The 17,992-nt window shown below is 67.4% G+C and carries 17 protein-coding genes; 12 read left to right on the forward strand and 5 right to left on the reverse strand.

Annotated features, from left to right (window positions below; translation table 11 throughout):
- Positions 1–27: 27 nt before the first annotated feature.
- The 10 genes from tsf (at position 28) to gloA (ending at position 9,653) form a co-directional block, all read left to right on the forward strand.
- Positions 28–954 carry a translation elongation factor Ts gene (gene tsf, locus J0J01_RS09930; protein WP_296380115.1) on the forward strand — a complete coding sequence of 309 codons (927 nt, stop codon included), beginning with the start codon at positions 28–30 and terminating at the stop codon, positions 952–954.
- A gap of 70 nt (positions 955–1,024) precedes the next feature.
- The gene (gene pyrH, locus J0J01_RS09935; protein WP_296380116.1) at positions 1,025–1,750 is read left to right on the forward strand and encodes a UMP kinase; all 726 of its coding nucleotides are present in this window, start codon (positions 1,025–1,027) and stop codon (positions 1,748–1,750) included.
- A 2-nt stretch (positions 1,751–1,752) separates the two neighbouring features.
- A complete protein-coding gene (gene frr / locus J0J01_RS09940; protein WP_296380117.1) occupies positions 1,753–2,307 on the forward strand; it encodes a ribosome recycling factor in 555 nt (184 codons plus the stop codon).
- On the forward strand, positions 2,307–3,047 hold the full coding sequence (locus tag J0J01_RS09945; RefSeq protein ID WP_296380118.1) for an isoprenyl transferase: 741 nt from the start codon (positions 2,307–2,309) through the stop codon (positions 3,045–3,047). Before frr ends, J0J01_RS09945 begins: the two co-directional genes overlap by 1 nt.
- Entirely contained in the window at positions 3,016–3,714 is a 699-nt protein-coding gene (locus J0J01_RS09950; RefSeq protein ID WP_296380119.1) for a CDP-archaeol synthase, read from the forward strand. The genes J0J01_RS09945 and J0J01_RS09950 overlap by 32 nt, the downstream gene beginning before the upstream one ends.
- Positions 3,711–4,913 (forward strand): 1-deoxy-D-xylulose-5-phosphate reductoisomerase, encoded by a 1,203-nt coding sequence (dxr, locus tag J0J01_RS09955; RefSeq protein ID WP_296380120.1) that lies wholly within the window; start codon positions 3,711–3,713, stop codon positions 4,911–4,913. Before J0J01_RS09950 ends, dxr begins: the two co-directional genes overlap by 4 nt.
- A 30-nt stretch (positions 4,914–4,943) precedes the next feature.
- A complete protein-coding gene (rseP, locus tag J0J01_RS09960) occupies positions 4,944–6,335 on the forward strand; it encodes an RIP metalloprotease RseP (RefSeq protein ID WP_296380121.1) in 1,392 nt (463 codons plus the stop codon).
- Between the two features lie 97 nt (positions 6,336–6,432).
- Entirely contained in the window at positions 6,433–8,736 is a 2,304-nt protein-coding gene (gene bamA, locus J0J01_RS09965; protein ID WP_296380122.1) for an outer membrane protein assembly factor BamA, read from the forward strand.
- A gap of 17 nt (positions 8,737–8,753) precedes the next feature.
- A complete protein-coding gene (gene fabZ, locus J0J01_RS09970; RefSeq protein ID WP_296380123.1) occupies positions 8,754–9,236 on the forward strand; it encodes a 3-hydroxyacyl-ACP dehydratase FabZ in 483 nt (160 codons plus the stop codon).
- A gap of 9 nt (positions 9,237–9,245) precedes the next feature.
- Entirely contained in the window at positions 9,246–9,653 is a 408-nt protein-coding gene (gene gloA / locus J0J01_RS09975; RefSeq protein WP_296380124.1) for a lactoylglutathione lyase, read from the forward strand.
- A gap of 9 nt (positions 9,654–9,662) precedes the next feature.
- Here the strand turns inward: gloA and J0J01_RS09980 are convergent, their stop codons facing one another.
- Positions 9,663–10,448 carry a DUF4239 domain-containing protein gene (locus J0J01_RS09980; RefSeq protein WP_296380125.1) on the reverse strand — a complete coding sequence of 262 codons (786 nt, stop codon included), beginning with the start codon at positions 10,446–10,448 and terminating at the stop codon, positions 9,663–9,665.
- Positions 10,449–10,524: 76 nt separating this feature from the next.
- Between J0J01_RS09980 and J0J01_RS09985 the strand changes: the two genes are divergently transcribed.
- Positions 10,525–11,064 carry a hypothetical protein gene (locus J0J01_RS09985; RefSeq protein ID WP_296380126.1) on the forward strand — a complete coding sequence of 180 codons (540 nt, stop codon included), beginning with the start codon at positions 10,525–10,527 and terminating at the stop codon, positions 11,062–11,064.
- A gap of 257 nt (positions 11,065–11,321) precedes the next feature.
- Here the strand turns inward: J0J01_RS09985 and gltA are convergent, their stop codons facing one another.
- From gltA to gltX, 3 genes are all read right to left on the reverse strand, one after another.
- Positions 11,322–12,620: a citrate synthase gene (gltA, locus tag J0J01_RS09990; RefSeq protein ID WP_296380127.1), complete on the reverse strand. Its 1,299-nt coding sequence runs from the start codon at positions 12,618–12,620 to the stop codon at positions 11,322–11,324.
- An 84-nt stretch (positions 12,621–12,704) separates the two neighbouring features.
- A complete protein-coding gene (locus tag J0J01_RS09995) occupies positions 12,705–13,586 on the reverse strand; it encodes a DMT family transporter (RefSeq protein ID WP_296380128.1) in 882 nt (293 codons plus the stop codon).
- 34 nt (positions 13,587–13,620) lie between these two features.
- Positions 13,621–15,024, reverse strand: a complete 1,404-nt coding sequence (gltX, locus tag J0J01_RS10000) for a glutamate--tRNA ligase (protein ID WP_296380129.1) — start codon at positions 15,022–15,024, stop codon at positions 13,621–13,623.
- A 72-nt stretch (positions 15,025–15,096) separates the two neighbouring features.
- On the opposite strand from gltX, the gene J0J01_RS10005 reads away from it, so the two are divergent.
- A complete protein-coding gene (locus J0J01_RS10005; RefSeq protein WP_296380131.1) occupies positions 15,097–17,223 on the forward strand; it encodes a ComEC/Rec2 family competence protein in 2,127 nt (708 codons plus the stop codon).
- Here the strand turns inward: J0J01_RS10005 and J0J01_RS10010 are convergent, their stop codons facing one another.
- A complete protein-coding gene (locus tag J0J01_RS10010; RefSeq protein ID WP_296380133.1) occupies positions 17,224–17,979 on the reverse strand; it encodes a class II aldolase/adducin family protein in 756 nt (251 codons plus the stop codon).
- Positions 17,980–17,992: the final 13 nt, after the last annotated feature.

A 17,992-nucleotide genomic window follows, 5' to 3' on the forward strand; every position in this document is an offset into this window, starting at 1 on the left:
GCCCCATTGCACTGATGGAGCTGAACGATGGCTGAGATCACCGCATCGCTGGTCAAGGATCTGCGCGAGAAGACCGGCGCCGGCATGATGGATTGCAAGAAGGCGCTGAACGAGGTTGCGGGCGACCTCGAGAAGGCGATCGACTGGCTACGCACCAAGGGCCTGTCGGCCGCCGCCAAGAAGGCCGGCCGCGTCGCCGCCGAGGGCCTGGTCGGCGTCGCCGCCGACGGCACCAAGGGCGCCGTGGTCGAGGTCAACGCCGAGACCGACTTCGTGGGCCGCAACGAGCAGTTCCAGAAGTTCGTCGGCAGCGTCGCCAGGATCGCGCTCGACAATGGCGGCGACCTCGCCAAGACCGCGGCGGCGGCCTATCCGGGCACCGGCCGCGACGTGCAGGGCGAGCTCACCAACCTGATCGCCACGATCGGCGAGAACATGAGCCTGCGCCGCTCGGCCTCGCTCTCGGTCTCGGACGGCGTGGTGGTCGCTTACACCCACAACTCGGTCGCGCCGGATCTCGGCAAGATCGGCGTGCTGGTGGCGCTCGAGTCGACCGGCGACAAGGCCCAGCTGGCGCCGCTCGCCAAGCAGCTCGCCATGCACGTGGCCGCGGCCAACCCGCAGTCGCTGACCGTCGCCGACCTCGACCAGGCCGTGGTCGAGCGTGAGCGCGCGGTGCTGAGCGAGAAGGCCGGCCAGTCGGGCAAGGCCGCCGACATCATCGCCAAGATGGTCGAGGGCGGCATCCGCAAGTTCCACCAGGAGGTCGTGCTGCTCGAGCAGGCCTTCGTGATGGACGGCAAGACCAGGGTTTCCAAGGTCGTCGACGATGCCGCCAAGCAGGTCGGCGGGGCGGTCCGCATCGCGGGCTACTTGCGCTTCCAACTGGGCGAGGGCATCGAGAAGAAGTCGGAAGACTTCGCCGCCGAGGTGGCCGCGCAACTCAAGAAGTAGTATGAACGGCAGGCCGGCGCGGGCACGGGTAGCCCGCGCCGTCCAAAAACTTTGAACCGAGGCCGCCTCCATGCCGCCCGCTCCACGTTATCGCCGCGTCCTGCTCAAGCTCTCGGGAGAGGGCCTGATGGGCGAGCGGGAATATGGCCTCGACCCCAAGATGGTCGGCATGGTCGCGCAAGAGATCAGGACCGTGGTCCAGATGGGCGTGCAGGTCTGTCTGGTGATCGGTGGCGGCAACATCTTCCGCGGCGTCTCGGCGGCAGCCTCGGGCATGGACCGCGCCAGCGGCGACTACATGGGCATGCTGGCCACGGTCATCAATTCACTGGCCATGCAGAGCGCTTTGGAGCGGCAAGGCCTGCAGACCCGTGTACAGTCGGCCATTCCGATGACCACGGTCTGCGAGCCCTACATCCGCCGCCGCGCCGCCCGCCACATGGAGAAGGGCCGGGTGGTGATCTTCGCTGCCGGCACCGGCAACCCGTTCTTCACCACCGACACTGCCGCAGCCCTGCGTGCCGCCGAGATGGGTGTCGATGCGATGCTGAAGGGCACGCAGGTCGACGGCGTCTACTCGGCCGATCCGCGCAAGGACAAGAACGCCAAGCGCTACGACACGCTCACCTACATGGACGTCCTGCAACAGGACCTGCAGGTGATGGACGCCTCGGCGATCTCTCTCGCGCGCGAGAACAAGATCCCGATCATCGTGTTCGACATCCACAAGCCCGGTTCGTTCGCCGAGACCATGGCGGGCGAGGGCACCCACACCGTCATCAAGGACGAGGGCTGAAAATGAGCACAGACCTCAAAGAGCTCGAGAAACGCATGGGCAGCGCCATGGACGCGCTCAAGAAGGAGTTCACCGGTCTGCGGACCGGCCGTGCTTCGGTGAACCTGCTCGATCCGGTGCAGGTCGAGGCCTACGGCCAGCGCATGCCGCTGAACCAGGTCGGCACGGTGAGCGCCCCCGAGCCGCGGCTGCTGACCGTCAGCGTTTGGGACAAGGGACTGGTGACGCCGACCGCCAAGGCGATCCGCGACGCCGGCCTCGGCCTCAACCCGGCGCCGGACGGCCAGCTGATCCGTATCCCGATTCCCGAGCTCACCACCGAGCGCCGCAACGAGCTCGCCAAGCTCGCGCACAAGTACGCCGAGCAGGGCCGGGTGGCCGTGCGCAACGTCCGTCGCGAGGGCATGGAAGCGCTCAAGAAGGCCGAGAAGGACCACAAGATCTCGCAGGACGAGCATCGCCAGAAGTCCGACGAGGTGCAGAAGCTCACCGACCGCTACGTCAAGCAGGTCGACGAGACGCTCGCCCACAAGGAAAAAGAGATCAAGACCGTCTGATGTCGACCGCGCCGCTGCCTGCCGGGCCGGAGTCTTCGCCAGGCCCACACCACGTCGCCATCATTATGGATGGCAACGGGCGCTGGGCGAAGGCGCGGGGATTGCCGCGCGTTGCCGGCCATCGGCGCGGCGCCGACGCCGTGCGGCGGGTGATCCGCGGTGCCGGCGAGCTCGGCATTCCGGTGCTCACCCTGTTCGCCTTCTCGACCGAGAACTGGACGCGCCCGGCCGACGAGGTCAGCGACCTGATGGGACTGCTGCGCCACTACCTGCGCAACGAGCTCGAGGAGCTCGGCCGCAACGGCGCCCGCCTGCGGGTGATCGGCGACCGGACGCGGCTCGCGCCCGATATCGTCAAGGACATCTCCGACGCCGAGCAGCGGACCCGTAGCAACACCCGTATCGACGTCAACATCTGCATCAACTACGGCTCGCGCGACGAGATCGTCCAGGCGACCCGCAGCCTTGCCCGCAAGGCTGCGGCCGGCGAGGTCGTGCCGGAGAAGATCGACGAGAACCTGTTCGAGCGCGAGCTACTGACCGCCGGCGTGCCCGATCCAGACCTGCTGATCCGCACCAGCGGCGAGCAGCGCATCAGCAATTTCCTGCTCTGGCAGTGTGCCTACGCCGAGCTCGTGTTCGTCGATACGCTATGGCCCGACTTCGGCAAGGAGCATCTCGAGCGCGCCATCGCCGAGTTCCGCCGCCGTGAGCGTCGCTATGGCGGCGTCGGTAGCTAGCGCCCCGCCGGGGCGCTTCCGTGGCCTGCTGCTCCGGATCGTGTCGGCGGTGGTGCTGGGGCCGCTGCTGTTGGCGGCCGTCTGGTTCGGCTTTCCCTGGATCGACGTGGTGGCGGCGATCGTGGCGCCGCTGATGATCGGCGAATGGCTGCGGCTGACGCGCGGCCGGCCGGTCGCCCGCGGGCTCTTCATCCTCTATTCGATCGCGGCCCTTCTGGCGCTGCTGTGGCTGCGCCACCAGCCGGGCTTTGGCCGCGAGACCATCCTGTGGCTCCTGGCCTGCGTCTGGGCGACCGACATCGGCGCCTATTTCATCGGCTCCTATGCCGGAGGCGCCAAGCTCGCGCCCTCGATCAGCCCGAGCAAGACCTGGTCGGGCCTGATCGGGGGCATTTGCGCGTCCGCGGTCGTGAGCGCACTCTGCACCCTTGTATTCGACGCTGGCGACACCGTGATGCTGGCGGTGACCGGCGCCGCCATCGCGGTGGTCGCCCAGGTCGGCGACCTGCTGGAATCGGCGGCCAAGCGCCGCGCCGGCGTCAAGGACAGCGGTCGCATCATCCCGGGTCATGGCGGCATCCTCGACCGCATCGACGGGCTGATCGCCGCGCTGCTGCTGATCGCCGTCATCCGGTTGCTGACAGGAGGAGAATGGCCATGGGCATGATGCGCTGGACCCCGCCGTCGCCCGACACGCCGCGACACGTCACCATCGTCGGCTCGACCGGTTCGGTGGGGCAGAGCACGGCCGACCTGATCGCCCGTGCGCCCGACAGCTACCGGGTCGAGGCGCTGGTCGCCGGCAATTCGGTCGAGGCGCTGGCCGAGCAGGCGCGGCGGCTCAAGGCCAAGATGGCGGTGGTCGCCAATCCGCAGCGCTACCGCGCGCTCAAGGACGCGCTCGCCGGCACGTCGATCGAGGCGGCGGCCGGCCCTGAGGCCGTCATCGAGGCGGCGTCCCGGCCGGCGGAGTGGGTGATGGCGGCCGTGGTTGGCTATGCCGGCTTGGCGCCGACCCTGGTGGCCGCCCGCCGCGGTGCCATGGTGGCGCTGGCCAACAAAGAGGCGCTGGTCTGCGCCGGCAACCTCCTGATCGATGCCATCGGCGAATCGGGCGGGGCGCTTTTGCCGGTCGATTCAGAGCACAACGCCATCTTCCAGGTGTTCGATCCCGGCCAGCGGGCGGCCATCGATCGCCTCATCTTGACGGCGTCAGGTGGACCGTTCCGCAACTGGTCGCTGTCAGATATGGCCGAGGCGACACCCGAGCAGGCGCTCGCCCATCCCAACTGGGACATGGGGGCCAAGATCTCGATCGATTCGGCGACCATGATGAACAAGGGTCTGGAGTACATCGAGGCGCACCTGCTGTTCGGCCTGCCGGCGGAGCAGATCGAGATCGTCGTCCATCCGCAGTCGGTGATCCATTCGATGGTCGCCTACCGCGACGGCTCGGTGCTGGCCCAGCTCGGCACGCCCGACATGCGGATACCGATCGCCCATGCCCTGGGCTGGCCGGCGCGCATCGACGGCCCGGCGGCGCGGCTCGATTTCACCAAGCTGGCGCCGCTCACTTTCGAGCGGCCCGATTCCGGCCGTTTTCCTTCGCTACGTCTCGCCCGGGAAGCTTTGGCCCTGGGAGGGTTTGCGCCGGTGGTGCTCAATGCAGCGAATGAGGTCGCGGTCGCGGCCTTCCTGGCGCGGCGCATCGGTTTCCTCGATATCGCCCGCATCGTCGAAGACGTCATGAGCGTGACGGCCGGCCTGCGCGGGCCCGTCACCGGGCTGCAGCAGGTTCAGGCGGCCGATCTCGAGGCCCGCCGCCGGGCCGAAGAGGCCGTTCGCGGCCATGCCCTAACTCATTGAATTACAAGGTCATTGGTGGTGTAGTCACGCATGCCCAACTTCGTCAGCCTGTTCACGACTTACCTGCCGTACTTTGTCCTCGTGCTGACGCTGCTCGTGTTCGTCCACGAGTATGGGCACTACTGGGTCGCGCGGCGCTTCGGCATCCATGCCGAGGTCTTTTCGATCGGCTTCGGGCCGGAGCTGATCGGCTGGACCGATCGCAACGGCACGCGCTGGAAGATCTCGGCGGTGCCGCTCGGCGGCTACGTCAAGTTCCTGGGCGACAGCGACGCCGCCAGCGCCACGCATGACGCCGAGGCCTTGGCGCCCGACCAGCGCAAGCGCGCCTTCTTCAACCAGCCGCTCTATGCCCGCGCCGCGGTCGTGCTGGGCGGCCCGGCGGCCAACCTGGTGTTCGCCGTCCTGCTGCTGACCGGCGTGTTCTACGCGGCGGGCGAGCCCTACTCGCCGGCGATCCTGGCGGTGCAGGCCGACGGGCCGGCGGCCAAGGCGGGTCTCAAGACCGGCGACATCGTCGTCGGCCTCAACGGCAAGCGCATCAACCGCTTCGAGGACATCCAGGACTCGCAGTTCCTCAATCTCGCCGCGCCGATGGCGGTCGAATTCCAGCGCAACGGCGAGCTGATGACGACGCGGATCGTCCCGCAGTTCTGCGAGCGTACCGACAAGTACCAGAACACCATGCGCTACGGCGAGCTGGGCATCGATCCGCTGATCCGCCCGGTGGTCGGCGGCTTCGTGCCCAACAGCCCGGCCGAGGCGGCCGGGCTGAAGGTCGGCGACGTGCTGCAGAAGATCGACGGCCAGCCGGTCCAGCACTTCACCCACATCCCCGAGCTGATCGGCGCACGGGCCGGCCAGCCGGTGACCATCACCTACAATCGCGGCGGCAAGGACCTCGAGACCACGGTCGTGCCCGAGCCCGACAAGGTCACCGACTGCACCGGCAAGGAGAAGACCGTCGGCCGGCTGCGCATCCGCCCGGCCAGCGTCACCGAATTCCGCAACCACGACATCCTGGGCGCGATGGGCGCCGGCGTCCGCCAGGTCTGGGGCATGACCCAGATGTTCTATACGTCGATGGCGCAGATCGTGACTGCGGCCCGGCCGGTGGACGAGCTGGGCGGCCCGATCCGCATCGCCAAGGCGGCGGGCGAGGCCTCGTACAGCGGTTGGGTCGGCATCCTGCAGCTAGTGATCGCGCTGTCGGTCGTGCTCGGCGTCTTCAACCTGCTGCCCGTTCCGATGCTCGACGGCGGACACCTCGCGATGTACCTGTACGAGGCCGTGCGCGGCCGGCCGCTGGGCCTGAAGGCACAGGAGGTTGGGCTGCGAATCGGCTTCGCGTTGGTGATCGGCATGGCGCTCGTCGCCACCTTCAACGATATAAAGTTGATTCTCCGCCAATTCGCACTATAGCTGGGGACAAAACGGGGTGACGAACCCTTCTGGGCCGGTTTATGAAGCTGCCTTCTGAACATCGTCCATGGCATGCGGTGAAGGTGGCGGAGTGCGTGTGATTCTTCGTTCGGCTGTCCTCGTTCTCGCCGCGATCCTGGCTTTCGCCGTACCGGCTGCCGCCCAGCGCGGGCCGGCGCTGGCGCCCCGGCCGGCCGCCGGCGGCACCATCACTGCCGTGCAGATCCAGGGCAACGTCCGCTCCGAGGTCGAGACGATTCGCTCCTATCTGCAGCTCAAGGAAGGGCAGCAGTACGACGCCGCCGCGGCCGACCGCTCGCTGAAGGCGCTGTTCTCGACCGGCCTGTTCTCCGACGTCGTGATCGACATGCAGGGCTCGACCCTGGTGGTGCGCGTCACCGAGAACCCGATCCTCAATCGCGTCGCCTTCGAGGGTAATCGCAAGATCGAGGACGACAAGCTGCGCGACGAGGTGCAGTCCAAGCCGCGCCAGGTCTTCACCCGCGCCCGTGTGCAGTCCGACGTCGAGCGCCTGCTTTCCATCTATCGCCGCACCGGCCGCTACAACGCGACCGTCGAGCCCAAGATCATCCGGCTGGAACAGGGCCGCGTCGACCTGGTGTTCGAGATCGACGAAGGCGACGTCACCGGCATCAAGCGCATCAGCTTCGTCGGCAACGAGCATTTCAGCGACGGCACGCTGCGCGGCAAGATCCGCACCACCGAGAGCGCGTGGTGGCGCTTCCTGTCGTCGGACGACCGCTTCGATCCCGACCGCCTCAACCTCGACCGCGAGCTGCTGCGCAAGTTCTACCTGTCGGAGGGCTACGCCGACTTCCGCATCGTCTCGGCGGTGGCCGAGCTGCTGCCCGACCGCTCGGGCTTCTTCATCACCTTCACCATCAGCGAGGGCGAGCGCTACAAGTTCGGCAAGATCGACGTCACCTCGCGCTTCGAGGGGCTCGATGTCGACACGCTGAAGACGTACCTCACCATGAGCGAGGGCGACTGGTACGACGCCGACGAGGTCGAGAAGACCGTGACGGCGATGGCCGACGCCGTCGGCACGCTGGGCTACGCCTTCGTCGATGTCCGACCAAACATCCGGCGCAACAAGGACGACGTCACCGTCGACGTGACGTTCGACGTCCAGGAGGGGCCTCGCGTCTATGTCGAGCGCATCAACATCTACGGCAACACGCGAACGCTGGACAAGGTCATCCGCCGCGAGTTCCGATTGTCTGAGGGCGATGCCTTCTCGACCGCCAAGGTGCGGCGCAGCCAGCAGCGCCTGAAGAACCTCGGCTTCTTCGAGAAGGTCGACGTCTCGGCGGCCCCCGGATCGTCGCAGGACAAGACCAACCTCGAGGTCCAGGTGGTCGAGCAGAGCACCGGCGAAATCTCGTTCGGCGCCGGCTTCTCGACCTCGTCGGGCATCCTGGGCGACGTCTCGATCCGCGAGCGCAACCTGCTCGGCAAGGGTCAGGACCTCCGGCTTGGCCTGTCGCTCGGCACCTTGAGCACCTTGATCGACCTGAGCTTCACCGAGCCGTACTTCCTCGATCGAAACGTCGCGGCCGGCTTCGACATTTTCCGCACCTCCAACGACCGCCAGAACATCGCCTCGTACAGCGACCGCAGTCTGGGCTTCGCGCTGCGCACCGGCTGGGCCTTCACCGAGCATACCCGCCAGCAGGTGCGCTACACGCTCCGCCAGTCGGAGATCTACAACGTCCAGCCTTGGGCTTCGTCGATCGTGCAGCGCCAGTCGGGCTCCTCGATCGTGTCGGAGGTCTCCACGACCATCGGCTGGGACACCCGCGACACTCGCCTCAACGCTACCAAGGGCTGGCTGCTGCGCAACACGGCGGCGGTCGGCGGCCTGGGCGGCACCGAGTACTATTTCCGCACCTCGTTCGATGGCGTGATCTACCAGACCATCGTCGAGGACTTCGTCGCCTCGATCGGCGGCTCGGTCGGCTTCATCGCACCGTTCAACAACACCACGCTGCGCCTCAACAACCGCTTCTTCATCGGCGGCGACACGCTGCGCGGCTTCCGTGTCGGCGGCATTGGCCCGCGCGACGCCAACACCACCGACTCGTTGGGCGGCAAGTACTACTATACGGGCACTGCCGAGCTAAGCTTCCCGCTCGGCCTGCCCAAGGAGATCGGCATCCTTGGCAAGGCATTCATCGACATAGGCTCCCTGTGGGGCAGCGCCGACGACCCGAGCCAGGTCAGCATCCTGGACAGCCAGTTGATGCGCGTGGCCGGCGGCCTCGGTATCCAATGGATATCGCCATTCGGGCCGATCCGTGTAGACTACGCCGTCCCGATCCAGAAGGAATACTTCGACAAGACCGAGAACTTCCGCTTCAGCTTCGGGACGCGCTTCTGAGCGGAGATGGCGTCGACATGAACATGCAGACCGACAAGACCAGCATGGCGACGCCGACGGCGACGTCGGTGGATATCAGGCGGATCCTGCAGATGATCCCGCACCGCTATCCCATGCTGATGGTCGACAAGGTCACCGAGATGGTGCTGAACGAGAGCGCCCTCGGCATCAAGAACGTCAGCATCAACGAGCCGTTCTTCCAGGGCCATTTCCCGTCCGAGCCGGTGATGCCGGGCGTGCTGATCGTCGAGGCGATGGCGCAGACCGCCGCCGTGCTGGTGGTCGCGACCTTCGGCGCCGAGTCAGAGGGTAAGCTGGTCTATTTCATGTCGATCGACGGCGTGCGCTTCCGCCGCCCGGTGATGCCGGGCGACCGGCTCGAGTTGCACGTGAAGAAGGTGCAGAGCCGCGGCAATGTCTGGCGCTTCGAGGGCCGGGCGATCGTCGACGGCAAGGTGGCGGCCGAGGCGACCTTCGCCGCCATGATCCGCGACAAGTAGGAGGGGAAGATGCCCGATACCGCCGCCAACTACCGCATGCTGCACACGATGATCCGGGTGAAGGATCTCGACAAGTCGCTGGCCTTCTACACCGGCCCGATGGGCATGCAGCTTTTGCGCAAGCGCGAGGTGCCGGAAGGCAAGTACACGCTGGCCTTCGTCGGCTACGGCGACGAGAAGGAGCATTGCGCCGTCGAGCTGACTTACAACTGGGACCAGGAGAAGCCATACGACCTCGGCAGCGGCTTCGGTCATCTCGCGGTCGGCGTGCCGGACGTCTACGGTCTGTGCGAGGGCGTCACCAGGGCCGGCGGCAAGGTCACCCGCGCGCCCGGCCCGGTGAAGTTCGGCACCACCGTGATCGCTTTCGTCGAGGATCCCGACGGCTACAAGATCGAGCTGATCGAGCGCAAGTAGCACGAAGAGCTAGCCCTGGCGCTTCTCCATCGCGGCCAGGGCCCGGGAGATCGCGTCGGGCGCCACGGCGTTCTCGCCCTTGTATGGCGAGTCCATGATGAACACGAAGCCGACGAAAGCGCCGAGAACCGCGAGCTGGGCGGCGAGCACGGCCGAGCGGAACGGCGTTCGCGGGATCGCGCTGCTGACCAGCAGCAGCATCAGCACGCTGAACAGGATCACGATCCAGTAGATCCCCGGCAGGCCGACCGCCACGCTGTCGAGCCGCGCGTCGCGCGACTGGGCGATCGCGTCGAGCGACTTCAGCATCTCTGCGAAGATCAGCGCCTGCCGGCCTGCGGCCGGGTTGAGCGCCAGCACCGCGCGCGATACCGAGGTGAAGGCGAGGCGGGCCCTCTCGCTGCCTTGACCCTGCCGCAGCATCGTCGGCCATTCGTCCCTGACGATCGACTGGGCGTAGGCGCGCAGTAACGGCCGGGCGGCCCGGGCGTCCGCATCGTCGAACCGCGCCAGTAGGCGGTCGAGCTGGCTGATCTGCGACGCCTCGGTCGTGATGTTCGAATCGACTTGGCGGAAATTACGCTCCGCCTCGATCAGTGTGAAGGTCAGCACCAGCGCCGTCATGGTGAAGAGCGGCGCCTGCATGCGGATGACGAACTCGAATCCCGGCTCGGTCGGAGCGAGGAACGGCACGCGCTGGACCAGCCGCGGCAGCTGGGTGACGGCCAACGCAAGCAGGCCGGCCGCCAGCGCGACCAGCAGCAGTTCGGGCAGCCTGTATAACCAGTCGGTCATCGTGGTGCCGCCATCCCGTTCATCGTGCTAACCGTTGCGTCACGGCGATGGGCGCGCGAGATTGCCGGAGCGCTTGGTGTTGCTGACGAACAGGCAAAGAATGAGATTGTTGATCCCATTTCGATTTCTGATTTCCCCGCTCTCCATCGCAGCGATCAACCTTCTCATCCTGTGGCCCCTGGTGCTGTCGGTCGTCGACTTGATCGAGAGCATCAGGATACATCGCGACTTTAACGAAGCGGTCGACACCGTGTCGACCATCGCCATTGTCTTGATCGGCTGGGGCGTGGCGCTCGAGGAGCGCAACGTACTGCGCGGAGTGTTCAAGATGGCGGGGCGCCCTGACGAGCGATGGCAACACGGGATCGACGAGGCCTGCCACCGCTCGGGCGTGGGGGTGCTGATCCTCGGCCTGTTCGCCGAGGTCTGTTCCGAGTTGATTCACCTGCCGAATCGCATCATCGATACGGCTGGGCGTGAATATCCGCTGCTCGCCGTAGGGACCGTCTTGCTGTCGCTGGGCGGGTTGATCCTGGTGCGGCTCATCATCCAGCTGATCGGCTCGCTCGGGGTGCGGCGGGACAACCCCCGCATCTCACCGGAGGAGAGCCACTAGAGCAACAACGATCACTCATGCGCTCGGTTCCATCTGGCCGGAAATCGCTCTAGCGGAAGATCCATTCCCCGACGGCGAACGCAACTGCCGCCGCCGCGATGCCGATCACAACGAGGCGAGCCCGCAGGTTCCGCAGGCGCGTATTGTCGTTGGCGGCGCGCCCCAGGCGCACGACCCGCGGCGGCAATGGCCGCGGTCCTTGCGCGGCTGCCCAGGGCAGCGCGCGTCGGGAGCCGTGCGAGGAGCGCGCCACGGCGCTAGCCCCGAAGGTGCAGCGGCTTGTAGGGGCGCTCGGTCTGGCCGGCGTAGAGCTGGCGCGGACGGCCGATCTTCGAGTCCGGATCCTCGAGCATCTCGTTCCACTGCGAGATCCAGCCGACGGTGCGGGCCACGGCGAACAGCACGGTGAACATCGAGGTCGGGATGCCGATCGCGCGGAAGATGATGCCCGAGTAGAAGTCGACGTTCGGGTACAGCTTCTTGCTGACGAAGTAGTCGTCCTTGAGCGCGATCTGCTCCATCTCCATCGCCAGCTCGAGCAGCGGGTCGTGGTTGATGCCGAGCGCGGTCAGGACCTCGTGGCAGGTCTGGCGCATCACCTTGGCGCGCGGATCGTAGTTCTTGTAGACGCGATGGCCGAAGCCCATCAGGCGGGTGTGGTCCTGCTTGTCCTTCACGCGGCTCAGGAAGCCCGGGATGTTCTGCTTGCCGCCGATCTCGTGCAGCATGTTGATCACGGCCTCGTTGGCGCCGCCGTGGCTGGGGCCCCACAGCGAGGCGATGCCGGCGGCGATGCAGGCGAACGGGTTGGCGCCCGAGGAGCCGGCGAGACGGACCGTCGAGGTGGAGGCGTTCTGCTCGTGGTCGGCGTGCAGCATCAGGATGCGGTCGACCGCCTTCTCGAGCACCGGGCTGACCTCGTATTCCTCGGCCGGGACCGAGAACATCATGTTGAGGAAATTGCCGGCGTAGGAGAGGTTGTTGCGCGGGTACACGAACGGCTGGCCGACCGAGTACTTGTAGGCCATCGCCGCGATCGTCGGCATCTTGGCGATCAGCCGGTACGACGCGACCATGCGCTGGTACGGATCGTTGATGTCGAGCGAGTCGTGATAGAAGGCCGACAGCGCGCCGACCACGCCGCAGCACACCGCCATCGGATGGGCGTCGCGGCGGAAGCCGCGATAGAAGGTGCTGAGCTGCTCGTGCAGCATGGTGTGCATGGTGATGTCGTGGACGAACTTGTCCTTCTGCGCCTTGGTCGGCAGCTCGCCGTTCATCAGCAGGTAGCTGACTTCCATGTGGTCGCTCTGCTCGGCCAGCTCGGCGATGTTGTAGCCGCGGTAGAGCAGCACGCCTTCGTCGCCGTCGATATAGGTGATCTTCGAGCCGCACGAGCCGGTCGAGGTGAAACCCGGGTCGTAGGTGAACATGCCCGATTCGCCATACATCTTGCGGATGTCGACCAGGCGCGGGCCGATGGTGCCGTGGATGATCGGGAAGTCGTAGGATTTACCGGTTTCATTGTCGGTCAGCGTGGCAGTCGACTTGGCCATGGCAGCACTCTTTCGGCTCGATTTGACGGGTTCGTCGGCACCCTAACAAGCCGGTCGAAAAGGCGCAATTGTGCGGGCCGGCCGCTATTTCGCGGGATGCAGGAGGCGACCCATGCGGCCGTCGATCACCGCCAGGCCGAGCCCGATCACGGCCATGCCAGCGAAGTGCCGGGGCTCCAGCCGCTCCTGCAGAAAGAGCGAACCCAGCACGATGGATGTGACCGGTATCAGGAAAGTGACGAGCAGCAGATTGGTCGCCCCGGCCGCCGCGAGGATGCGGAAGTAGAGGACATAGCCCAGCGCCGTCGACAGCAGTGCGAGGCCGGCGAGGGCGGCCCAGGTTTCCGATGGCGGCAACGGCAGAGTCCAGGGCTGGTCGACCGCCAGCATGATCGGGAGAATCAACACACTGCTCGTGGTCACCTGTCCTGCCGCGGCATCGAGGGGCGCCACGCCCATCGCCCGGAAGCGGCGGCCGTAGATGCCCGCGAAGGCATAGGACAGTGCGGCGCCGAGGCAGGCGAGCTCACCCCACAGGCTGCCGCTCGGCTGGGCAAGAGCCGCCGGCCCGATCAGCACGGCGACGCCGGCGACACCCATCAGCAACGCGCCAACCTTGGCGCCAGTCATCTTTTCGTCATCGGTGAGGGCGTGCGCGACCACGATCGTGAACAGCGGCGTCGTCGCATTGAGGATCGAGGCTAGCCCGGAAGCGATATGGGTCTGGCCCCAGAAGATCAATGCGAAGGGCACGACGTTGTTCAGCGCTCCCATGGCGAAGAAAGCGCGCCAGGGCGCGTCGCGCCGCAGCGGATTCACGAGATTGAGCGCGAGTGCGGCTAGCGCCACGCGGCCGAACACGACGGTCAGCGGGGGAAGTGTCTCGATCGCCACCTTGGCGAAGAAGAACGAGCCGCCCCACAGCACGGACAGCGACAGCAACCAGATCCAGACGCGCCAGCTCATGGCGCGATGGATGCCGCATTCAGGCGGTGCCGGTCTATCCGGCGGCCGCCAGCAATCTCTGCTTGGTCTCCGAGGGCCCGAGCACCGACAGCACCTCGAAGATGCCAGGCGACACGGTCGAGCCGCTGAGCGCCACGCGCAGCGGCTGCGCCACCTGGCCGAGTTTCACGCCCTCAGCCTCGGCGAAGCGGCGGACGGCGCCTTCCATCGCCTGCTCGCTCCAGTCGTTCTCGCCGTCGAGCGCCGTGGCGAGCTTGCCGAGCAGGCCCTTGGCGTCGACCGTGAGTTGGGCGCGAGCCTTGTCGTCGGCGATCGCGGGCGCGCCGTCGCGTGCGTAGAAGACGAGGTTGTCGGCCAGCTCAGCGAGGGTGCGCGAGCGCTGCTTGACGCCGTTCATGCCCTGCGAGAGGCGCCTGAGGCCGACCGCGTCGACCTTGCCGCCGATCTTGGCCTCGATGCGCGGCAGCACCAGCGGCAGCAGCTCGGCGTCCGCCATCTCGCGCATGTAATGGGCGTTGAGGTTGGTGAGCTTCACCATGTCGAAGCGCGAGGCGGCGCGGCCGACTGCCGGCAGGTCGAACCATTCGATTGCCTGCTCGGTCGAGATGATCTCGTCGTCGCCATGGCCCCAGCCCAGCCGCAGCAGGTAGTTGCGCAACGCTGCCGGCAGGAAGCCCATGTTGCGGTAGGCGTCGACGCCCAGCGCGCCGTGACGCTTGCTGAGCTTGGCCCCGTCGGCGCCGTGGATCAGCGGGATGTGGGCATAGACTGGCTCGGGCCAGCCCATCGCCTTGATGATCTGCAACTGGCGGAAGGCGTTGTTGAGATGGTCGTCGCCGCGGATCACGTGGGTGACGCCCATGTCGTGGTCGTCGACAACCACCGCCAGCATATAGGTCGGCGTGCCGTCGGCGCGCAGCAGGATCATGTCGTCGAGCTGGGCGTTCTCGACCGTGACCTCGCCCTGCACCGCATCCTGGATCACCGTCTTGCCGCTCTGCGGCGCCTTCAGGCGGATCACCGGGGCGACGCCGGCCGGCGCCTCCGCAGGGCTGCGGTCGCGCCAGCGGCCGTCGTAGCGCATCGGCACGCCGGCCTTCTTCTGGGCCGCCCGCATCTCGTCGAGCTCCTGGGGCGAGGCGTAGCAGTGGTAGGCCTTGCCCTCGGCCAGCATCTGCTTGGCGACCTCGGCGTGACGCGCGGCGCGCTCGAACTGGTAGGTGACCTCGCCGTCCCAATCGAGGCCGAGCCACGACAGGCCATCGAGGATCGCCTCGATCGCGGGCTGGGTGGAGCGGGCGCGGTCGGTGTCCTCGATGCGCAACAGGTACTTGCCGCCATGGTGCTTGGCGAACAGCCAGTTGAAGAGCGCGGTGCGGGCGCCGCCGATATGGAGATAGCCGGTCGGCGAGGGGGCGAAGCGTGTGACGACGGTCATGTTTTGCCGCATTTGGGCCTAAAAAGCGCGCCGTAGGTAGGGGAGCGTCGCTGACCTGTCAAACGAGGGGAGATGACGGGAACACGCGCCTGGATCCTGCAACAACTCGACGCCGAGCGCGGTCGCTGGCTGCTGTGGTTGCCGGTCGCGATGGGCCTTGGGATCGCGGTCTATTTCGAGCTGCCGGTCGAGCCGGCGCTGTGGCTCGGGCCGACGGTCGCCGGCGCCGCCATCGTCGCCGTCATCCTGGCGCCCGCCGGCAGCCAGGCGCGGGCGCTGTGCATCGGCCTGGCCGCGGCGGCGCTGGGCTTCGGGCTGGCGACCTGGCGGACCGCGCATCTGGCAGCGCCGACCATCGGCCGGCCGCTGTTCAGCATCAATGTCGAGGGCCGCATCGCCGACATCCAGCGCCTGCCCGAGGGCGTGCGGGTCGTGCTCGAGGCGGTGCGGCTGAAGGGCGACCACGTGCCGCCGCCGGAGATGATGCCGCAGCGAGTCCGGGTATCGCTCGGCAAGGGCGCGCCGAAAATCGGCGTCGGCGACCGCCTGCTGGTGCTGGCCAACCTCTCGCCGCCGTCGGGGCCGGCGACGCCCGGTGCCTTCGATTTCCAACGGGTCGCCTGGTACCAGCAGCTCGGGGCCGTGGGCTACGCGCTGGCACCGGCGGTCGTGATCGAGCACGGCAAGCCTTCGGGGTTGGTGAGAGCTATCGACGGCCTGCGGGCCGACATCACCGAGCGCATCCTGAAGGCGCTGCCCGGCCCCGAAGGCGGCGTGGTCGCGGCCCTGCTCACCGGCGAGCAGACCGCGGTCGACAAGGACATCAACCAGGCGATGCGCGATTCGGGCCTGGCGCACATCCTGTCGATCTCGGGCCTGCACATCGTGTTCATCGTCGGCCTGGTGATGGGCTTGATCCGCTACGGCGTCGCTCTGGTGCCGCCGCTGGCGCTGCGGGTCGACGCCAAAAAGATCGCCGCCGTCGTCGCCCTCGCGGCGGCGCTGTTCTACACCGCGCTGGCCGGCGCGCCGGTGCCGGCGCAGCGCGCCTGCGCCATGGCGGCCTTCGCCCTGCTGGCGGTGCTGCTCGACCGCACGGCGCTGTCGCTGCGCCTGGTGGCATGGTCGGCGATCGTCGTGCTGGTGGCGGCGCCCGAGTCGCTGACCGGCGCCTCGTTCCAGATGTCGTTCGCGGCGGTGGTCGCGTTGATCGCCGCCTGGGAGATGGGCGCGGGCTGGCGGCGGCGCCAGCACGATCGCGCCGAGCGCCAACGACATCGCTGGCTGCGCCGGCTGGTGGCGGGATTCGGGGCGAGCCTCGCGACGACGCTGATCGCCTCGGTAGCGACCGGCGCCTTCGCCGCCTACCATTTCAATCGGCTATCGCTGCTCGGCGTGGTCGCCAACCTGCTGGGCGTGCCGCTGACCGGCTTCTGGATCATGCCGTGGGGTCTGCTGGCGATGCTGCTGATGCCGTTCGGGCTGGAGCGCGTCGCCCTGGTGCCGATGGGCTGGGGCGTCGACGGGCTGAACGCCATCGCCTTCCATGTCGCCGCCTGGCCGCAGGCCGCGACGCTGGTGCCGTCGCTGCCCGGCGCCAGCCTGTGGCTGATGACGCTGGGCGGCTTGTGGTTCTGCCTGTGGCGGCGACGTTGGCGATTTGCCGGCCTGCCGCTCGTCGCCGTCGCGCTGATGCTGGGGCCCGGCCGGCCGCCCGACCTGCTGATGAGCGAGGACGGCCGCGTGCTCGGCCTGCGCGACAAGGGCGTGGTGCATGTCGCCTCGGCGCGCCTCGACCGCTTCGTCACCGACACCTGGGCGCGGCGCAGCGGCCAGGACGGCGCCAAGAAATGGCTGGCGAGCGCCGATGAGCAGGCGCTGGGCCTCGGCTGCCAGACCGGGCTGTGCCGCTGGCGCAAGGGGCCGTGGCGGGTCGCGCTGGTCAGCGACGACCGGCGTCTCGCGGAAGCTTGCGGCAGCGCCGACATCGTGCTCTCGACCGTCGATGCCCAGGGCAAATGCCGCGGCCCGCGCCTGGTCATCGACCGCCGCGACGCCTGGCGCGACGGCGCGCAGGCGCTGTGGCTGGACGAATCGGGCGTGCGGCGCGAGACCACCAACGCCGCGCGCGGCGACCGGCCGTGGGTGCCGAACAGCTCCTCGCGTCAGTCGGCGCCGGTCAAGGCGCCGGGCGCTTGATCAGCCCTTCTTCCTGATGAGCTGCGGATACATCACCTGGTCGCCGTGGGTGGCCATGTAGGCCATCTCCTCCTCGGTGACGTCCTCCGCCGTCTTGCCGTTGGCGGCGCACAGCATCTCGACGATGATGTTGCGCTTGATCTCGCTCACCAGCACGCAGGTGCGGTGATAGGCCTCCGACACGGAGCGGCCGAGCACGGTGAAGCCGTGCCGCTTCATGATGATGCAGTTGGTGTCCTGGATGAAGGTCTTGATCGGGCCGACATCGTCCTCGACGTTGACGCTGGCCGGCAGGTAGTGGGCCGGCTTCTGCATCAGGTAGCCGTAGGTCAGGCTGAACGAACGGATCTTGTCGTAGCCTGCCGCCATGAAGGCGATCATCTCGTCGTGATGCAGATGGATCACCGAGTTGATGTCGGGCCGCAGCCGCAGGATCTCGCGGTTCATCTGATGGCCGACGGTGGTCGCGCGCTCGCCGGCGAGGATGCGGCCGTACGGGATGTCGGTGATGACCAGATCGCCGTCCTCGACCTCCTCGAGGCTGATGCCCTGCGGCTTGGCGTAGCACACGCCGTCGAGATGGTTGGGATGCGGCACGCGGATCACCATGCCGCCGACGCTCGAATTCACCAGCCCACGATTGGCGATGCGATGGGCGTAGGTGACGTAGTCCTTCACCACCTTGGGATCGAACGAGACGGCCGGATCGGGCGTCAGCTCGTTGACGCGATAGGTCGGGGTCGGGCTGCCATCCATGGTGCGTCTCCTG

The organism is Reyranella sp., assembly GCF_017305915.1.
In the GTDB taxonomy this organism is placed as follows: domain Bacteria; phylum Pseudomonadota; class Alphaproteobacteria; order Reyranellales; family Reyranellaceae; genus Reyranella.